The organism is Lichenicola sp., assembly GCF_965198575.1.
Classification (GTDB): Bacteria; Pseudomonadota; Alphaproteobacteria; order Acetobacterales; family Acetobacteraceae; genus Lichenicola.
Genome location: NZ_OZ240671.1, coordinates 3,378,511 through 3,397,549 on the forward strand (window position 1 = coordinate 3,378,511; position 19,039 = coordinate 3,397,549).

The 19,039-nt window shown below is 65.8% G+C and carries 14 protein-coding genes and 1 pseudogene; 9 read left to right on the forward strand and 6 right to left on the reverse strand.

What is annotated here, in order from left to right; genetic code table 11:
• Window positions 1-96: 96 nt before the first annotated feature.
• On the forward strand, window positions 97-2,805 hold the full coding sequence (locus ACOEQ2_RS15355) for a valine--tRNA ligase (RefSeq protein WP_419728826.1): 2,709 nt from the start codon (window positions 97-99) through the stop codon (window positions 2,803-2,805).
• 13 nt (window positions 2,806-2,818) lie between these two features.
• Window positions 2,819-4,540, forward strand: coding sequence for a dihydroxy-acid dehydratase (gene ilvD, locus ACOEQ2_RS15360; RefSeq protein WP_419728827.1), 1,722 nt, complete (start codon window positions 2,819-2,821; stop codon window positions 4,538-4,540).
• Between the two features lie 60 nt (window positions 4,541-4,600).
• Here the strand turns inward: ilvD and ACOEQ2_RS15365 are convergent, their stop codons facing one another.
• Window positions 4,601-6,688 carry a phosphocholine-specific phospholipase C gene (locus ACOEQ2_RS15365; RefSeq protein WP_419728828.1) on the reverse strand — a complete coding sequence of 696 codons (2,088 nt, stop codon included), beginning with the start codon at window positions 6,686-6,688 and terminating at the stop codon, window positions 4,601-4,603.
• A gap of 204 nt (window positions 6,689-6,892) precedes the next feature.
• Between ACOEQ2_RS15365 and ACOEQ2_RS15370 the strand changes: the two genes are divergently transcribed.
• Window positions 6,893-7,894, forward strand: coding sequence for a metallophosphoesterase family protein (locus tag ACOEQ2_RS15370; RefSeq protein WP_419728829.1), 1,002 nt, complete (start codon window positions 6,893-6,895; stop codon window positions 7,892-7,894).
• Window positions 7,891-9,081, forward strand: coding sequence for a metallophosphoesterase family protein (locus ACOEQ2_RS15375; protein WP_419728830.1), 1,191 nt, complete (start codon window positions 7,891-7,893; stop codon window positions 9,079-9,081). The genes ACOEQ2_RS15370 and ACOEQ2_RS15375 overlap by 4 nt, the downstream gene beginning before the upstream one ends.
• A 16-nt stretch (window positions 9,082-9,097) precedes the next feature.
• On the opposite strand, the gene ACOEQ2_RS15380 is transcribed toward ACOEQ2_RS15375, so the two are convergent.
• Together ACOEQ2_RS15380 and ACOEQ2_RS15385 are read right to left on the reverse strand one after the other, a co-directional pair.
• The gene (locus ACOEQ2_RS15380; RefSeq protein WP_419728831.1) at window positions 9,098-9,589 is read right to left on the reverse strand and encodes a DUF427 domain-containing protein; all 492 of its coding nucleotides are present in this window, start codon (window positions 9,587-9,589) and stop codon (window positions 9,098-9,100) included.
• A 67-nt stretch (window positions 9,590-9,656) separates the two neighbouring features.
• Window positions 9,657-9,713 (reverse strand): annotated as a pseudogene (locus tag ACOEQ2_RS15385) (hypothetical protein); the annotation flags it as partial.
• A 161-nt stretch (window positions 9,714-9,874) separates the two neighbouring features.
• Here ACOEQ2_RS15385 and ACOEQ2_RS15390 point away from each other — a divergent pair.
• The 4 genes from ACOEQ2_RS15390 to ACOEQ2_RS15405 all read left to right on the forward strand — a co-directional run bounded on the left by ACOEQ2_RS15390 (window position 9,875) and on the right by ACOEQ2_RS15405 (window position 14,170).
• The gene (locus tag ACOEQ2_RS15390) at window positions 9,875-10,057 is read left to right on the forward strand and encodes a hypothetical protein (protein WP_419728832.1); all 183 of its coding nucleotides are present in this window, start codon (window positions 9,875-9,877) and stop codon (window positions 10,055-10,057) included.
• 32 nt (window positions 10,058-10,089) lie between these two features.
• The gene (locus ACOEQ2_RS15395) at window positions 10,090-10,251 is read left to right on the forward strand and encodes a hypothetical protein (RefSeq protein WP_419728833.1); all 162 of its coding nucleotides are present in this window, start codon (window positions 10,090-10,092) and stop codon (window positions 10,249-10,251) included.
• A 423-nt stretch (window positions 10,252-10,674) separates the two neighbouring features.
• The gene (locus tag ACOEQ2_RS15400) at window positions 10,675-13,737 is read left to right on the forward strand and encodes an EAL domain-containing protein (protein ID WP_419728834.1); all 3,063 of its coding nucleotides are present in this window, start codon (window positions 10,675-10,677) and stop codon (window positions 13,735-13,737) included.
• Window positions 13,697-14,170, forward strand: coding sequence for a DUF1348 family protein (locus ACOEQ2_RS15405; RefSeq protein ID WP_419728835.1), 474 nt, complete (start codon window positions 13,697-13,699; stop codon window positions 14,168-14,170). Before ACOEQ2_RS15400 ends, ACOEQ2_RS15405 begins: the two co-directional genes overlap by 41 nt.
• A gap of 448 nt (window positions 14,171-14,618) precedes the next feature.
• Here the strand turns inward: ACOEQ2_RS15405 and ACOEQ2_RS15410 are convergent, their stop codons facing one another.
• Window positions 14,619-15,395, reverse strand: a complete 777-nt coding sequence (locus tag ACOEQ2_RS15410) for a tRNA1(Val) (adenine(37)-N6)-methyltransferase (RefSeq protein WP_419728836.1) — start codon at window positions 15,393-15,395, stop codon at window positions 14,619-14,621.
• 129 nt (window positions 15,396-15,524) lie between these two features.
• On the opposite strand from ACOEQ2_RS15410, the gene ACOEQ2_RS15415 reads away from it, so the two are divergent.
• Window positions 15,525-16,601, forward strand: coding sequence for a polyprenyl synthetase family protein (locus tag ACOEQ2_RS15415; protein ID WP_419728837.1), 1,077 nt, complete (start codon window positions 15,525-15,527; stop codon window positions 16,599-16,601).
• A 570-nt stretch (window positions 16,602-17,171) separates the two neighbouring features.
• Here the strand turns inward: ACOEQ2_RS15415 and ACOEQ2_RS15420 are convergent.
• On the reverse strand, window positions 17,172-17,807 hold the full coding sequence (locus tag ACOEQ2_RS15420; protein WP_419728838.1) for a hypothetical protein: 636 nt from the start codon (window positions 17,805-17,807) through the stop codon (window positions 17,172-17,174).
• A 387-nt stretch (window positions 17,808-18,194) separates the two neighbouring features.
• Window positions 18,195-19,028 carry a glutamate racemase gene (murI, locus tag ACOEQ2_RS15425; protein WP_419728839.1) on the reverse strand — a complete coding sequence of 278 codons (834 nt, stop codon included), beginning with the start codon at window positions 19,026-19,028 and terminating at the stop codon, window positions 18,195-18,197.
• Between the last annotated feature and the right edge of the window lie 11 nt (window positions 19,029-19,039).

A 19,039-nucleotide genomic window follows, 5' to 3' on the forward strand; every position in this document is an offset into this window, starting at 1 on the left:
TGATCCGCGGCGGGCGGATGAGCCCTCTGGCACGCGATCCCGTCGCGTGCGCCGTGACGGCTTTCCGCAGCCGGCAGCTTTCTCTAGTTTCGCCGGATGCTGGACAAGAGTTTCAAGCCTGAAGAGGCCGAGCCCCGCCTGTATGCCCTCTGGGAGGCCGGGGACGCGTTCGCCGCACGTCCCGACCATGACGCGGCGGTGCCCTACACCATCATGATCCCACCGCCGAACGTCACCGGGACCCTGCACATGGGTCACGCCTTGACGATGACGCTGCAGGACATCCTGATCCGATGGCGCCGCATGCAGGGCCGCGACGCGCTCTGGCAGCCGGGCACCGACCATGCCGGCATCGCCACCCAGCTGGTGGTCGAACGCCAGCTCGATGCCGAGGGCGTGCGACGCAGCGAGCTCGGCCGGGAGGCGTTCATCGCCCGCGTCTGGGACTGGAAGGCGCAGTCCGGCGGCGAGATCACCCAGCAATTGCGGCGGCTGGGCGCATCGCTGGACTGGAAGCGCGAACGCTTCACCATGGATGACGGCCTGTCCGATGCGGTGCGCGAGACCTTCGTGACGCTGTATCGCGAGGGGCTGATCGTCCGCGCGAAGCGGCTGGTGAACTGGGACCCGTCGTTCCGTTCCGCGATCTCCGATCTCGAGGTCGAGAGCCGCGAGGTGCGCGGGCACCTCTGGTACATCCGCTATCCGGTCGAGGGCGAGGACGGTCGTTCGGTGATCGTCGCCACGACCCGGCCGGAAACCATGCTCGGCGATACCGCGGTGGCGGTGCATCCCGAGGATGCGCGCTACACCGACCTGGTGGGGCGGTTCGTGGTCCTGCCGCTCACCGGGCGCCGGGTGCCGATCGTCGCGGATACGTATTCCGACCCGGAGAAGGGGACCGGTGCCGTCAAGATCACGCCTGCACATGATTTCAACGACTTCGCGGTCGGCGAGCGGCACGGGCTGGAGACGCCTTCGATCCTGGACGCCGATGCGCGCATCGTGCTCGACGAGATCGAGGACGCGCTGCAGGCGGTGCCGGGCCTGGCCGATCCGGAGTTCGTGCACGCCCTGGCCGGGCAATCCCGCGAGGCTGCGCGCAAGTCGATCGTGGCCGAACTCGAGCGGCTGGAGCTGCTCGATCGTGTCGAGCCGCACACCCACCAGGTGCCGCATGCCGAACGCGGCGGCGCCATCGTCGAGCCGCGACTGACCACGCAATGGTATTGCGACGCGGCGAAGCTCGCGGGCCCGGCGATCGAGGCCGTGGAGAGCGGGCGGGTGCAGTTCGTTCCGCGGCAGTGGGAGAACACGTTCTTCGCCTGGATGCGCGAGATCCAGCCCTGGTGCATCAGCCGGCAGCTCTGGTGGGGCCACCGCATTCCCGCCTGGTACGGTCCGGACGGGCATGTGTTCGTGGCGCATGACGAGACCGAGGCTGTCGACGCGGCCCTGCTGCATTACGGCAGCGATACGAGGCTGGTGCGTGACGACGACGTGCTGGATACCTGGTTCTCGTCGGCGCTGTGGCCGTTCTCGACCCTCGGCTGGCCGCACAAGACACCGGAGAGCGTGGCCGAGATGGCGCGCTATTATCCGGGCGACGTGCTGGTCACCGGTTTCGACATCATCTTTTTCTGGGTCGCCCGGATGATGATGATGGGTCTGCATTTCATGGGCGACGTGCCGTTCCGCCAGGTTTTCATCCACGGCCTGGTGCGTGACGAGCGCGGCCAGAAGATGTCCAAGAGCAAGGGCAACGGCATCGATCCGCTGGAGCTGATCGACAGCTATGGTGCCGACGCGTTGCGCTTCACCGTGTGCGCGCTGACCGGGCTCGGGCGCGACGTGAAGCTCGGTGCGAAGCGGGTCGAGGAATACCGGTCGTTCGTCACCAAGATCTGGAACGCGGCGCGGTTTTGCGAGATGAACGACGTGCGGCCGGTGCAGGGGTTCGACCCGGCCGCCACGAAAGGCCGTCTTGCGCGCTGGATCCTCGACGAGGCGGCTGCTGCGGTGGCGGAAGCAGATGCCGCACTCGAGGCCTACCGTTTCGACGAATACGCAGCTTCGGTCTATCGCTTCACCTGGAACCGGTTCTGCGACTGGTTCCTGGAGTTCGCCAAGCCGGTGTTCAACACGGGCGGGTCGGCCGAGGCGGTCGAGCTGCGTGCGGCCACCGCGCATGTGCTTGGCACGATCCTGAAGCTGTTGCATCCGGTGATGCCGTTCGTCACCGAGACGCTGTGGGCGGAGTTCGGTTATGGGCCCGAGGGCAGCCTGATCCGGGCCCCCTGGCCGCTGGCGCACCGTCTCGACGACGCGCAGGACATCGCCCGCGAGCTAGACTGGGTGGTGCGTTTCATCGGCGAGATCCGCGCGGTGCGGGCAGAGATGAACGTGCCACCCTCGAAGGTGACGGAGCTGCTGCTGCGCGATGCGAGCGAGACGACATTGACGCGTGCGGCTACCTGGTCCGAGGCGATCGGCCGCATGGCACGCGTCTCCGGTGTCTCGGCGCTCGATGGCGAGATGCCGCACGGGGCCGCACAGGCGGTGGTCGACGAGGCGACGCTGATCCTGCCGCTCGCCGGCATCATCGATCTGGCGGCCGAGCGTGCACGGCTGCAGAAGGATCGAGCGCGCGCCGTGGACGAGGCGGTGAAGGTCGAGCGCAAATTGGCCAACGCCGATTTCGTGGCTCGTGCGAAGCCCGAAGTGGTCGAAGAGAACCGTGAAAGACTGAGTGCTTTCCAGCAGGAAACAGCACGCCTCGATGCAGCGCTGCGGCGCTTGGGCTAGGAGACCGAGTATCATGAGCAAGCACTGGGACAAGAGCCGGCTGCCGTCGCGTCACGTGACCGAGGGTCCGGACCGGGCGCCGCATCGCAGCTACTATTATGCGATGGGGCTGACCGAGGAGCAGATCCACCAGCCGCTGATCGGCGTCGCCACTTGCTGGAACGAAGCCGCACCCTGCAACATCTCGCTGTCGCGGCAGGCTCAGTCGGTGAAGATCGGCGTCAACGAGGCGGGCGGCACACCACGCGAATTCACCACCATCACCGTCACCGACGGAATCGCCATGGGCCACCAGGGGATGAAATCCTCGCTGGTCTCGCGTGACGCGATCGCCGATACGGTCGAGCTCACCATGCGCGGCCATTCATACGACGCGCTGGTCGGCCTGGCTGGCTGCGACAAGTCGTTGCCCGGCATGATGATGGCGATGCTGCGGCTGAACGTGCCGGCGGTGTTCATGTATGGCGGCTCGATCCTGCCCGGACGCTTCAAGGGTCGTGACGTCACCGTCGTCGACGTGTTCGAGGCCGTCGGACAGCATGCCGCCGGCAACATGTCGGACGAGGACCTGTTCGAGCTGGAATGCGCCGCCTGTCCGTCCGCCGGTGCGTGCGGCGGGCAGTTCACCGCCAACACGATGGCGACCGTCAGCGAGGCGATCGGTCTCGCCTTGCCGGGCTCGGCCGGATCGCCGGCGCCGTATGAGGAACGCGATCGGTTCGCCGTCGAGAGCGGGCGGGCGGTGATGGCGCTGCTGGAGCGCAACCTGCGTCCGCGCGACATCGTGACGATGAAGGCGCTGGAGAACGCCGCCGTCGTGGTGGGTGCCACCGGCGGTTCCACCAATGCGGGCCTGCATCTTCCGGCAATCGCGCACGAGGCGGGGATCCGCTTCACGATGGATGACGTGGTCGCGATCATGCGTCGCACGCCCTATATCGCCGACCTGAAGCCGGGCGGAAAATACGTGGCGCTCGACGTGCATCGCGTCGGCGGGATCCCGGTGATCTTGAAGTCGCTGCTCGATGGCGGCCTGTTGCACGGCGACTGCATGACGGTGAGCGGCAAGACCCTCGCCGAGAACCTCAAGGACGTGGTGTTTCCGGCGGATCAGGACGTGGTCTATCCGGTGGCGCAGGCGATCTCGACCACCGGCGGCGTGGTCGGGCTGAAGGGCAACCTGGCACCTGACGGGGCCATCGTGAAAATTGCTGGACTGAAGCAGCATCGTTTCGAAGGCAGCGCGCTGTGCTTCGACAGCGAGGAGGAAGCGTTCGCGGCGGTGCAGGCGCGTGCCTACAAGGAAGGCGACGTGATCGTCATCCGCTACGAGGGTCCGAAGGGTGGCCCCGGGATGCGCGAGATGCTGTCCACGACCGGCGCGATCTATGGCCAGGGGCTCGGCGAAAAGGTCGCGCTGATCACCGACGGGCGGTTCTCCGGCGGCACGCGCGGTTTCTGCATCGGCCATGTCGGCCCGGAGGCGGCGGAGGGCGGCCCGATCGCGCTCCTGCGCAACGGTGACCGCATCATCATCGATGCGGATGCCGGCACCATCGACGTATCGTTGTCGGACACCGAGCTTGCCGAGCGCCGGGCTGCGTGGACACCACGTCGCACCGACTACAGTAGCGGCGCGATCTGGAAATTCGCCCAGCTGGTCGGTCCAGCGCATCTCGGTGCGGTGACGCATCCGGGTGGCGCGGCCGAGACGCACATGTACGCCGACATCTGAAAGAAAAAGCCGGCCGGGTGGATGCCCGGCCGGCTCGTTGGATCAGACTGCAGAAAGAGTTCAGGCGGCGCCGATTGCCGGATCGGTGATGCTGTCCTGCCCGTTCTCCAGGTGCCCCGCAGCGTGGAACAGGAAACTCGGATCCTGCTTCGCGGTGACGGTGAGGTCGTACCAGCCATACAGGTCCGACAACGGCACGCCGAGCTTCTGCCGCTGGCCGGGGGCCAGGGTGACTTCGAAGGTCTTCTTGGTATAGCCGTTCAGCACGTTCAGCTGGACGGTGAAGCTGCCCTTGTTGGTCACGTCGAAGACCAGGCCGAAATCCGCCGTATCTTCCGACGCGTCGATCGCCAGGTCGGCCATCGAGAAGCCGGTGACGGTGCCCTTGTAGGCGCGCAGGAAGCCGTTCGGGCCATAGACCGAGAGGTCGTAGGTGCCGAGTGCCGTCGCATGCCACACATCCTCGAGCAGAGCGCCCGGTGTGACGGTATAGGTGCGGGGCACGTCGAGGATGTTGGCCGAGCGAACCTGATAGACCAGGCCTGCAGCGCCCGGATTGCCGAAGGTGATCTGGAAGCCACCGGCCGCGACATCGGCGGCGCCGCGCACATAGGGCGTGTACGGCAACGCACGGGCGCGCCGCACGCCGGGCTCCTGGGTCGGCAGCGCCTGGACTGCCGGCGGCACCGGAACGTAGTCGGCGTGGCGAAGCGCGTCCGGCGGCATGTAGCTGGCGGTGTGCGGCAGCTGCACGACGGCTGCGTTCGGCGTCTTGAAGTTGAACGCCGAGGTCAGGTCGCCGGAAACCGCACGGCGCCAGGGGGTGATGTTGCTCTCGACCAGGGCAGGGTTGTTCGGCCCGAAGCGCTGCTCGATGAAGCGGATGACGGAGGTGTGGTCGAACACCTGGCTGTTGACGTAGCCGCCCTTGCTCCACGGCGACACGATGATCATCGGCACGCGTGCGCCGAGGCCATACGGACCGGCCTGGTATTCGGCACTACCCGGGAAGATCTCGTTCTCGATCGACACCGAGGACTTGCCTTGCGCGGCCGTCTGCGGCGGCGTCGGCGGCACCATGTGATCGAAGAAGCCGTCATTCTCGTCATAGGTGATGAGCAGGACGGTCTTGCTCCAGACTTCCGGATTGGAGGTCAGGATGTCGATCACGTTCGACACATAATAGGCGCCGTAATTCGCCGGCCAGTTCGGATGCTCGCAATAGGCTTCCGGGGCAACGATGTAGGACACCTGCGGCAGCGTGCCGTTGGCCACATCCTTGGCGAAGATGTCGGCGAGCGTGCCGGACACGGCGATGTCGGTGCCGGTTTTCGCACCGATCGCCAGCGGCGTGCCGGGTGCGGCGTTCTGGTACTGGTGGAAATACAGCAGCGAGTTGTCGCCGTAATTGCCGATATAGGCGTCAGAGCCCCAGCCCCATTCGCCGGCGGCGGTCAGCCCGGTGCCGACATCCTGGTACACCGTCCAGGTGATCCCGGCGGCCTGCAGGCGCTCGGGGTAGGTCGACCAGCCATAGCCGGCCTCGGCGTTGTCCACGACCGGGCCGCCACCGCTGCCATCGTTTCCGACCCAGCCGGTCCACATGTAATAGCGGTTCGGATCCGTCGGGCCGAGCAGCGAGGCGTGGTACGCGTCGCAGATCGTGAAGGCGTCGGCCAACGCGTAGTGGAACGGAATGTCCGAGCGGTTCAGGTGCGCCATCGTCGTGGTGCCCTTCTGCGGCACCCACTGGTCCCAATTGCCCTCGTTCCATGCCAGGTGCGTGGTCACCCAGTCATGCGCCAGGTCCTCGATGAACTGCAGGCCGAGGTCCGGCGCGGTCGGGTGGAACGGCAGCACATACGAGCCGCCGGTCGCGAGCAGCGGCTGGTAGAACACCGAGTTGCCCGAGTGCAGCTTCATCGCCCGCGGGTCGCTGTAGCCGCGAACACCCTGAAGCGTGCCGAAATAATGGTCGAAGGAGCGGTTCTCCTGCATCAGCACGATGATATGTTCGACGTCGTTGATGGTGCCGGTGACGTTGTTTGCCGGAATCGCGAGGGCGCGACCGATGCTGCCCTGCATGGCGGCGGCAAAACTGCCGGTCCCGAGCAGTTTCAGGAATGTTCGACGATCGGCTGGTTGCATGAAGCGGGCCCTCTCGGTTTTGTGTCGAAGGATTTCGACGCACGTCTTAGCGAGGTCGCTGCGGGATTGGGTGACAGATCCGAGACAGTTTAGAGACGTGTCCCGTCCGCTGGGCCGACATGAAACGGTCATTTTACGCCGGCCTCGGTCTGGACTAGGGCAGTGACGTTTCCGCGCGGGCCTGGCCCGAGCAAGGGAGCCCTGATGAAGCAGCCGATGTCGCCCGGGTCGGTCCCCTACCGGACCAGCAGCCGCCGGGGCTTCCTGACACTGGCCGGGCTGGCGGCGGGGATGGCGGGCCTGGCATCCGTCGGGCTGATGCCTGCCTGGGGCGCCGGTGCTGGAACGCCTGCAGAACAGCCGATTCTGTCGCACGAGAGCTTCTCGTTCCTGTTCATCACCGACACCCATCTTCAGCCTGAACTCGAGGCGGCGAAGGGCTGCCATGCATGTTTCGCAAAGGCGCGGACGATCGGCGGCCACTTCGCGATCCAGGGTGGCGACCACATCTTCGATGCGCTGGGTGTCGCCCGGCCGCGCGCCGACAGCCTGATCTCGCTCTACGACCGGACCGAGCAGGATCTGGGCATGAAGCTGCACCACACCATCGGCAACCATGACTGCTTCGGCGTGTATCCGGCCAGCGGCGTGGTGCCGACGGATCCGCTATACGGCAAGAAGTTCTTCGAGGATCATTTCGGCAGGCTGTATTACGCGTTCGACCATCGCGGCGTGCATTTCATCGTGCTCGATTCCATCGGCATCACCGCGGATCGCAACTACGAAGGCCGCATCGACGCGCAGCAGATCGCGTGGCTCGGTGCCGATCTCGCGGCACTCCCGGCAGGTCGGCCGGTGATTGTCGTCAGCCATATCCCGCTGGTGACCGCTTTCGACAACTACGCACCGCCCCCGGAGCACCCGTCGCCCTACCACAAGAACAGCGTCATCAACGCATACGAGGTGATCGCACTGCTGGAAGGCCACAACGTGCTCGGCGTGCTGCAGGGTCACACGCATATCAACGAGACGGTGCTGTGGCGGGGAATTCCCTACATCACCAGTGGTGCGGTCAGCGGCAACTGGTGGCACGGCACGCATCTCGGCACGCCGGAGGGTTTCACCGTGGTGCAGGTCGAGAACAACCGGCTGAGCACCCGTTACGAGACCTACGGCTTCAAGAGCGTGGATCCGCATAATACATGAGCAGGCACCCGCACCCGTCCAAGGCGCCGCACCAATTCGCGCAGGGGCGACCCAACAGTGCGCCGATGCATCCGCAGCAATCGCCGCAGTTCAAGGGCAGTCCGTTCCAGCCGTTGCCGGCGCCGACTGGGGTTTCACCGTTCCGCCTCGATCTCGAGGAGATCGTCCCGGATGCGGTGGCGGCGGCGCGGAAGGCCGGCGGCATCGCGTTCCACATGGTCGGCGACACCGGCGGCGTGCAGGACCCGAATCCGCAGACGCTGGTCGCAAACGGCATGGAGCACGATGCCGCTCAGGCCGGCCCGTTCGGGTTGCCGGCATTCTTCTACCATCTCGGCGACGTGGTGTATTTCGATGGCCAGGCCTCGGAGTATCTGCCGCAATTCTATGACCCCTATGCGCATTACCCGCGGCCGATCGTCGGCATCCCGGGCAATCATGACGGCGACGTCTTCGATGACGGCACACGCACCAACCCGCTGCCGTCGCTCGCCACCTTCGTGCGCAATTTCTGCAGCGCCACGCCAGGGATGAAATCACCCGATGCCGGTGACATGGCGCGCACCGCGATGATCCAGCCGAACGTCTATTGGACGCTGAACACGCCGTTCGCCACCATCATCGGGCTCTACACCAACGTGCCCGAAGGCGGCGTGGTCGAGCCCGACCAGGCCGCCTGGTTCGAGGGCGAGCTCGCGGCGGCGCCAAAGGATCGTGCGTTGATCGTGGCGCTGCACCACCCGCCTTATTCGCTCGACACCTACCATTCCGGTAGCAAACCCATGGCAACCCTGCTGGCGGTTGCGACAGCCGCGTCGAAGCGTCGCCCTGACATCGTGTTTTCCGGCCATGTGCACAACTACCAGCGCTTCACCGTGCCCGATCCGACCGGCTCCGGCGTCACACCGTTCATCGTCGCGGGGCAGGGCGGCTATCACAACCTGCACAAGATGGCGAAGCTGAACGGCCAACCGCTTGTCACGCCCTACACCGTCCCGGGCGAGGCAGGCGTGGTGCTGAACAGCTATTACGACGACAGGTTCGGCTTCATGCGGCTGGAGGTGTCGGCCCAGGAGCTGGCTGTGCAGACCTACACGGTGCCGCGCCCGCAGGAGAAGTGGGACCAGGCGCCGAAGCTGTTCGACAGCCTGCGCCTCGACTGGAAGCACCGCAAGCTGATCGCCTAGGAGAGCGACCGTTCGATCAGTTCGATCTCGACCCGGTCGGGATGGAACGCAAGATGGTGCTTGATCGGAGCGACCGCGTCGAACGGCTCCCGTAGAACCAGACGGCGTCGACGCCGCGCTCGTCGCTGCCGGCAAGGGTGAGATACGAGCAGTCACCCTTGAAGGCGCAGTCGGTCTGATGCGCGCTGGGGCTCAGCAGCGACATGCCGACATCCTTGCGCGGAACATAATGCACGTCGGATAGGTCGCCTCGCGCAACGTGAGCGCCCGCGTGGTATCGGCGATGACGTGACCCTGCCATGTCACGCGCACCCTCTTGCGGGCCGGCTTGATCGTGATCGAATGATCGGGCCCCGGGATCCTGATCGGGTTGTCCATCAACGAGGGTTGTCCTCTTCTCGCACAGGTTGCATGCGCAGCCGGCCGACTTGCCGCCATCGACGCCCAGGATATGGCCGGTGATCAACGATGCCGCACCGCACGCGATGAACAGGGTCGCAAGGGCCACCTCGTCCAGGTTTGCCGATCTGTTTTTGCGGATCGAGCGTGGCGAGATCGGCCTTGCCGTCGGCTCCGCCGGTGACGCGATCGAGCATACCGGTATCGATCGGGCCTGGCGCCACCGCATCCACACGGACGCGATAGGCACCGGCCTCGCGTGCGACCAACCTGGTCAGCCCCTCGCATGGATCGGGGCGCCGGCGCCGCCGTCATGGCCGAATGTCGACGAGATCTTGACGATGCTGCCGCTCGTCCGGGCCTGCATATCCCGCAGGCGTCGCTCAGCCGCCAGATGCGCGACCTCGAGGCCGAGCTCGGATGCAGCCGAATGACCCGCTCGGCGCGCGGGATCGAGCTGGCGGTCGTCGGCCGCCGTTTCCTCGACCATGCGCGGGTCACATCCTGCTTCAGGTCGATGCCGCCGCCGAGGCCGCTCGCCGCGCCGCCGCGAACGGCCTTCGCGTTGGGTTCCTGACCGGCCTGAAGTTCGACTGGCTGTCCGGCGTGATGGCGGTCGTGACGATCCTCAGCCGTTCCTCCCCCGACCTGGCTGCCGGCCTGATGCGCGGCAAGATCGACCCCGCGCTGTTGCGGCCCGGACCGAACGCCAGGGCTCCGGCAATCGTCTCGCGGGTCGCAAGGCTGAGGATGACCGATCACGAAGCCTGAGGAACGGGCGGCTCGGCCCTGACACCCGGGCGAGCATTATCGTGGCAACTACGCGTGGCGAGGACGGCCGCCGGCCTCCGGAGGCGGGTGCCGGACGACCGCTGCGTCAACCGTAGCCGACTTGCCACGGTCTGCGACCGGTGCTGCGGCCCGGTTCCGTCGGTGTTGCCGGAGCGGCGAGGTCGAGGCTGCTCATCCGGGCAGACGCTGCCCGATCCGCCGTGACTGTTCTACAACGCGGGCTCGAAATCGAAGTCATGCGGCAACTTTGAGACGAGTCGTCAAAAAGCAGGGTCGTTACGGCTTTGCCCATACATGATCTTAATCATGAATGTTGCGCCATCAAATTCAATTTGTAGGGTGTAGTCGACGAACAGTGCGACCCGCCTGCCGGAAGCCGTCGCGCGCATGGAAAGGCCTGACGTGGATCAGCTCGTAGGACGGCCGGAAGGCGAGACGACCAGGCTGCGGCGGCTGCGCGCCCTGAAGGTGCTCGACACCGACCCCGAAGACATTTTCGATAATATCGCCAGAATTGCAGCAGACCTCTGCGGCACCACTGTCGGTTTGATCAATTTTGTCGACGAGGAGCGCCAGTGGTCGAAGGCGATCGCCGGCGGACCGCTGCCGCGCGAGGCGCCCCGAAGCCTGTCGATCTGTGCGCGCGCCATGCAGGGCGACGAGGTGCTCGAGTTCGAGGACCTGCTCGCCCATGCCCGGTTCAAGCTGCATCCGCTCACCACCGGCGACCACCCGCTGCGCTTCTACGCCGGCGCGCCGCTGACCATGGATGACGGCACCCGCCTCGGCGCGCTCTGCGTGCTGGACCCCGAGCCGCGGAAGCTCAAACCGTATCAGCTCGCGACCCTGAAGCGCCTGGCTTCGGTGGTGATCTGGGCGCTGAAGCTCCGCGAGCGTACGGTTGCCACGCTGCTCGATGCCGAGGATGCGCGGCACCGGCTCGAGCATCTCTACGCCGTGACCCCGGCGATGCTGCAATCGACCGACCAGCATGGCCGCTTCGTCACCATCAGCGACCGCTGGGTGGCAGAGCTCGGCTACCAGCGGGACGAGATCGTGGGGCGCCGTTTCGCCGATTTCGTGGCTCTCGGATCGGATACCCGGATCCTGCAGGCCATCTGCACCGATGCGGAGCGGGCATCCCTGCACACCAAGCTGATCTGCAAGGACGGCAGCCTGATCGATGTCGAGCTGTCCTCGATGGTCGATCGCGATGCGGGTGGAAGAATGGCGCGCGTGATGAGCGTCATCGAGAACGTGACCGCGCGCGATGCGGCGCTGGCCGCCCTGGTATCGAGCCAGAACCTGCTCGAACGCACCGGCGCGATCGCCGGGGTCGGGGGTTGGCAGGTCGATCTCGCGACCGGCGAGGTGACGTGGTCGGACCATACCTGCCGCCTGCATGATCGCGAGCCCGGCCACCGGCTGACCCTGGAGGAGGCGTTCGCGTACTACGTCGCCGAGGATCGGCCGGTGCTGGAACAGGCGGTGCAGCACTGCCTCAACACCGGCGAGCCGTATGATCTCGAGCTGCGGCTGGTGTCGGCGACGGGCCGGCCGTTCTGGGCCCGCGTCGCCGGGTCGCTGGATGTCGAGAACGGCACCAAGATCCGCCTTGCCGGGGCGATCCAGGATATCACCGCGCGCAAGCTGCTGGAGCGCAACCTGGCCGAGAGCCGGGAGCTCGTGCAGGTGACGCTGGACTCGATCGGCGGCGCCATCATCACCACCGACCTGGACGCTCTGGTGACCTGGATGAACCCGATCGCCGAGCGGCTCACCGGCTGGACGAAGCACGATGCCGAGGGCCGGCCGCTCTCCGAGGTGCTGGTCATTCTCGACGAGACCAACCGGACGCCGCTCAAGGATACGGTCGAGTGCTGCCTCAGGCTCGGCCAGGTGGTCAGCCTCGCCGACAACATGACCCTGGTGTCGCGCGGTGGCAGCCACTACTCGATCAAGGACTCCGCGGGCCCGATCAGGGACGGGAGCGGCCATGTGCTCGGCGCCGTGGTGGTGTTCCTCGACATCTCCGAGCAGCAGCGCCAGAGCCGCGAGATGGAGCATCGCGCGACCCACGACGCGCTGACCGGCGTCGCCAACCGGTCCGGCTTCGATGCCAAGCTGCGGGATCTGCTGGCGCACGCCCAGCTGCTGCAGTCGACGCCCGGTGGCAGCTCCTCGCACGTGCTGCTCTATATCGATCTCGACCAGTTCAAGGTGGTGAACGACAGCTGCGGACATGCCGCCGGCGACGTGCTGCTGCACCAGGTCAGCATGATGCTGAAGGGCTGCGTGCGCGACGGCGACACCGTGGCCCGGCTCGGCGGCGACGAGTTCTGCGTCATCCTGCGCAACTGCTCGGAGCATGACGGCGAGCAGATCGCCGAGCGGATCCGGGTGCAGGTCGACCAGCACCGGTTCGAGCAGGACAGCCGCCGCTTCCGGGTCGGCACCAGCATCGGCCTGGTGGCGTTCGATGGCAGCTGGTCGAGCCGCGCGCTGCTGATGCAGGCAGCCGACGCCGCCTGTTACGCCGCCAAGGATGCCGGCCGCAACCGCGTGCACGTGTGGGCCGAAGCCGACCGCTCGACCAGCCTGCGGCTCGGCGACATGCAGTGGGTGGCGCGGCTGGAGCAGGCGCTCGACGACGACCAGTTCGAGCTCTACGCCCAGCGGATCGAGAGCCTGACCGAAGCGGGCGTGGGCGTGCGTTGCGAGGTGCTGCTGCGACTGCGCGAGCCGGACGGCAAGCTGACCCTGCCGGGTGCGTTCGTGGCGGCGGCGGAACGCTTCCACATGGCGTCGCGGATCGACCGCAGGATGGCGGAGAAGGTGTTCGCCTGGATGGAGGCCGAGCCGGACTTCCACGACGGCATCGACATGATCTCGATCAACCTGTCCGGGCAGTCGATCGCCGACACGTCGTTCCACCAGGATATCTGCGCGATGATCCGGGCGGCGCAGTTCGATGTGCGCAAGATCTGCCTGGAGATCACCGAGACCGCGGCGATCACCCGCTTCGACGACGCGAAATCGTTCATCGACGAGGTCCGCAGCCTGGGCGTGAAGGTGGCGCTGGATGATTTCGGCGCCGGCGCATCCTCGTTCGGCTATCTGAAGACGCTGCCGGTGGATTTCCTCAAGATCGACGGCCAGTTCATCAAGGAGATCACCCAGGACGGACTGGACGTGGTGGCGGTCCGCTGCTTCCGCGACGTCGCCCGCAAGCTGCACGTGCAGACGATTGCCGAGTTCATCGAGTGCGACGACCAGAGGCAGGTGCTGGCCGAGCTCGGCATCGATTTCGGGCAGGGCTACCTGCTGCACCGGCCGGAGCCGCTGCTGCTGGCAGTCCGGTCGAGCTTCCGTGCATCGGGCCGCCACCCATGCGAGAAGGGCAACCCGACCATGGAGCCGAGCCGTGCCCGACCACTCCCCCCTATCGCCGCCGTTCTCGCATGAGACTGCCGTAGCCAAGGTCCGGCGTGCGGAGGATGGCTGGAATTCGTGCGATCCGGAGCGCGTGTCACTGGCCTACACGCCGGACTGCGCCTGGCGGAACCGCGCCGAATTCATCCATGGCCGGTCCGAGATCGTGCAGTTCCTGCAACGCAAGTGGCAGGCTGAGCGTGAGTACCGCCTGATCAAGGAGCTCTGGGCGTTCACCGGCTCGGTGATCGCGGTCCGGTTCGCCTATGAGTGGCACAATGCTGCAGGCGACTGGTTCCGCTCCTACGGCAACGAGAACTGGGATTTCGACGAGGCCGGGCTGATGCGCCGCCGCCTCGCCAGCATCAACGACCTGGCGATCAACGAGGAGGACCGGCTGTTCCACTGGATCCGCCTGGGCCCGCGCCCCGCCGACCATCCCGGGTTGTCGGAGTTGGGTCTGTAGCTGGCCTTTGCCCTGCCCGCACTCCGGTGATGGGCGGAACGGAATGATCGGAGATGCCGCAGGGCTCGCCCGACCGCCGCCTGGGCCCCGGCGCGGTATCGCGGCGACCCTGGCCTGAACGACCTTGTCGTTGTGTGCAGCCTGGAACCTTGACGGGCACCAGCCGATCCGCGTCGTTCCGCTGAACATGAGTGCATCATGTCCGCCTTCGCCGAAATCGTCGGCGGCAACGTGGCAACACCAACGAGGAATTGGGAAACCGGGCTGTGCCACATTCGGAGTCTGGCCGAGCGCGTTTCCGGATCAAGGTCTTCTGCCGAAACGAACTCCTGCGTGAGAGCGGCCCCGGCCGGTGTGCGTTGGTCCGCATCGATGGTGTGCGGAAGAGCCCAGCTCGTCGACGTCCGCTGCTGGTAACGCCGTGGCCCTGCGTGCTTGCGGCTCAGGATCAGGCCAGCGGCAACGGTGACCCGGACCGCAGGATCGCTTCCGCCGCTTCGGTATAGCCGCCGCCTGGCTGGTGCAGGACCAGGCCCGGCAGCACCGCGCCATCGCCGCGGCCGCCGAGCACACCCTGCACCAGCACGATCCGCGCCGGACGGCCGGGGAGGGGCCAGAGCGGCAGCAGCCGGATCGCGCCGAACCCGGATCGGCTCATCGCGACTACGGCGTCGGCATGCGACGCGGCCGGCAGGATCATCGTCAGTGTGCCGGCATCCTGCAGCAGCTGCGCCAGCGCGTCGGTCCAGCTGGTAAGCGTGCCCTCCGGAGCGCGTTTCGCGAGATCCCGCCTTGGCAGGGGCGAGGCGCTGGCCGTGGCCCGGTGCCAGGGCGGGTTGGCGATCGCGTGGTCGAAGCGCCCGGCGGCGCGCGCCAGGTCCGACACCTCCGGATCGGCGATCCCGGCCGTGATGATCGGCCAGTCGGGAAGGCCGTTCTCGTCGAGGTTATGCCGGGCCAGGGCGGCTGTCGGGCCATCCCGCTCAATGCCGCTGCCATGCACGCCGGGCAGCCTGGAAGCCAGGCACAGCAGCCCGGCACCGGCGCCGCATCCGGCTTCCAGCACGCGGGAACCTGGCCGGGCCTGCACGGCCGCCGCCAACAGCACCGGTTCGATGCCGGTCCGATAGCCGTCTCGGAACTGCCGGTACGACACCCGCCCGCCCAGCAGCGTGCCGAGCGTGGTTGCCCCCGTTTGCGTCGGAGTTTGCGTCGGCGTCTGCATCAGCGCTTGCATCGGGGCCCAGGCCGCGCGGCCGCCTTGACCACCCAATCCCCGCCGCTCATATGTGCCTCCGGGTCCTTGGGGTGGCACTCCCCGCGACACACCCGAAGATGCGTGGAGCGTAACCGCTTGGGTCCTGCCGACACTCTGCCGGTTTCCGCCGGGACCACAAGTCGTGGCGCAGAGCCCGATGGCGGCGCCGACGAGAGCGCGCTCACCGCGTTGTCGGAGCTTCTGGCCGACGACATGCAGGCCTGCAACCAGGCGATCCTGGCGCGCATGGACAGCCCGGTGGCACTGATCCCGCAGCTGGCCGCTCACCTGATCGCGGCCGGTGGCAAGCGCCTGCGCCCCCTGCTGACCCTCGCGAGCGCCCGGCTGTGCGGTTATCCCGCAACCCCCAGCCGCGACGGCCGCACCACGCGCCACATCAATCTGGCCGCCTGCGTGGAGTTCATCCACACAGCCACGCTGCTGCATGACGACGTGGTCGACGAAAGCCAGCTGCGGCGGGGGCTTGCGAGCGCCAATGCGGTGTTCGGCAACAAGGCTTCGGTGCTGGTCGGCGATTTCCTGTTCGCACGCTCGTTCCAGCTGATGACCGAGGACGGCTCGCTCCCCGTCATGGCGATCCTGTCGAAGGCGTCCGCCACCATCGCCGAGGGCGAGGTGCTGCAGATGGCGACGCAGAACGACCTTTCGACCTCGATGGAGCGCTACCTCGAGGTGATCCACGGCAAGACCGCCGCCCTGTTCGCGGCCGCCTGCCGGGTGGGCGCCATCGTAGCCGAGCGTCCGGATGCCGAGGAACAGGCGCTCGACGCGTACGGCACCAATCTCGGCATGGCCTTCCAGCTGGTCGACGATGCGCTCGATTATGCCGCGGACCAGCGTCTGCTCGGCAAGACCGTCGGCGACGATTTCCGCGAGGGCAAGATCACCCTGCCGGTGCTGGCGGCGTACGGGGCGGGCACCGAGCCCGACCGAGTGTTCTGGCGCCGGGTGATCGAGGACAGCGCCCAGGAACCGGACGACCTCGACCACGCGCTCGATCTGATCGGAAGCACCGCGGCGATCGCCACCACGCTGCAGCACGCCGCCGCCTATGCCGGGCGCGCTCAGGCGGCGTTGGAGATCTTTCCCGACAGCCGCATCCGCCGCCTGCTCGGCGACATCGCCGCCTACACGGTCAGCCGCGCCAGGTAACGTGAAGGGCATCGCGGCGGTGTACCGTAGAGCGGAGCGGAACGGAACGAGATTGCGGTGCTAGTTGCACTCTGCCTGTGCCATCTTTGAAACCAGTGGGGAGATGTGACTCCCACTAGTCACCCAACCCGGGTAGTACCTCCGCGTCCGCAGCACCATTGGAAAATCTAACCGCGGTTCCCTCGGGTAGGGTGTTATCAACCTCGACGGGACCGGAGAAGACGAGGACGTCTCTTTTGCATGCTTGCGGCTCAGCGGGTGGATAGAAAGGAAGTTCATTTGCCTTTGTCAGGTTCTGATTTAGGATAATGACTCGACTATATTTTCGTGTCTCTACCCCATTAATTATCTTCTCGACCAACTCGATTGCTGGAAATCGCACGTGGTCGATTTCAAGCGTGCACACTAACCTCGCAGACATCATGACCCGACCGGGAACCAGAACACGATCTCGTTGCAATGCGGAAGCTACATCGTTCTGCGTCAGCGTATGATGTTGCTGTGCAAATGAAACCGTTAGTAGACATGTAAACGTGCCGAAAACTGCCGTCAAAGATGCCAACATACGCATCATTGGATTTTCTCCATGACGAAGCTTATTTTTTCCGCATACAGTGGATCACCGCCTCCGTTGTAGTAATCGGCGAGAAACTGCGGGGTGATCGGTCGCCAACCAGTGATTTGAGTTACCATATGTGCACGGTGAAAGTTTAGCTTCTGCTTTGGCTTCAGGTTAGCACCCACGGTAGGATTGCTAAGTTTTATTTCAGGAACGGTTGTTCGTTCGGTTCGACTTATACGGCCGAACGAGTCGCCCTTGATGACAATATGCTCATGGAGAGATTGGTCAGTGGCATCGACCTCGGATTGGCGTCGAAAGAGTGCCGCCTTGACGAGCGTAAGCGCTATGGCTGCCCGAATATTGAGTATAGGAGCGTTGATCGGCTTGCTCGCTATGTCTGCTTGCAACTGTGGGCTCATGATGATCGCTGAATTTTCGGCATGATCGACCAGGACTGCGTAGCCTGGATCGCCTAGGTTTCCGATCTGACATGGCTTGGTGTTCCAGGCGGCCGAAGTTGGCCCGCCACTCTCCGTCAGCAGCAACGCTTTAAACAATGCGAAGCTCAACTTGGAAAAGCCAGGAGTTGAAGCGAATCGACGCTGATATTCGTCTAATTCCGTTTGGATTGTCTTGTCGTACATTGACGACCGCTGGTCCTTCAACGCGGCCGTCATTGTCGAAGACCACTTTGGCGAAACCGGCATCGCCCCTTCCTCCGCAAGAAAATTAGTTGACCCGTCGAATAACCGATCCACTGCCGCGCTTAGACTAAGTTACATTCGACCTTTCCGTGCCAACGGTGGCTTCTGAGGACCAGTGACTGTTTCGGCCATGTCCCTCGCTTATCCTCAACCCGCACAAAAGTGCCTGTGAGCAAACAACTTAGCGCAAACTGCCGCATCCCGACTGCAACCTCAAGTCGGTCTATGCCATCTAATTGCCCCGGAGACTCTCTTCCGACCTATGACCGACGCTCGCAGCATCTATCACCGACCTATCCCGCTCAGTCCGGTACGCAACCCTCGAGACTATAGCTCTCGAGACTGTTGAACTTGCATCTTGCCAAACTCCAGGAAGCCGCCATAGCCGAACGTGGCCAGCCCTTGCAGCAATCGGTCGGCGTCGGCAGGCTGGCCGGTGAACCAGGCCTTTCCGGCAACCGCGGCACGCCCCTCCGGTGCGGCTTCCGATAGCCCCTCCAGCACCGACTTCGCACGGCGCGCCACGGCGCCTGCCGGGTCGAGCCAGGTGATGCCGGGCGGAGACAGCTCCCGCAGCGTGTCGAGCAGGAAGCTGTAATGCGTGCAGCCGATGCCGACGACGTCGATCCGCTCGCCGCCCGGTTGCTCGAACAATTGCGCAACCTCGTGCGCGACGCTGTCCCGGTCGATCGCCCGGTGCCGGAACGCGGCCTCGGCGATGTCGGCCAGGCCGCGCGCGCCATGCGCCAGCAGCGTGCAGTCCGGCGCGAATTGGCTCTGCAGGTCGCGCAGATACGGCCGCCGGACGGTCGCACTGGTCGCCAGCAGGCCGATCGTCCGCGTCACGCTGACCTCGGACGCCCACTTGATCGGCGGCACGCAGCCGATGAACGGCACGTCGAACCGCCGCCGCAGCTCTGCCAGCGCCACCGTGCTGGCGGTGTTGCAGGCGATCACCACGGCGTCCGGTCGCAGCCGGGCGAGCGCTGTCTCGACCAGGACGCAGACGCGCGCAATCAGGACCGGGTCCGGCAGTTCGCCGTACGGGAACACCGCGTTGTCGGCGAGATAGTCGATCGGCGTGTCCGGCAGCAGCGCGCGCAACTCGCGCACCACCGACAGGCCGCCGATCCCGGAATCGAACGCGAGCAACCGGCGCATGACGGCGGCGG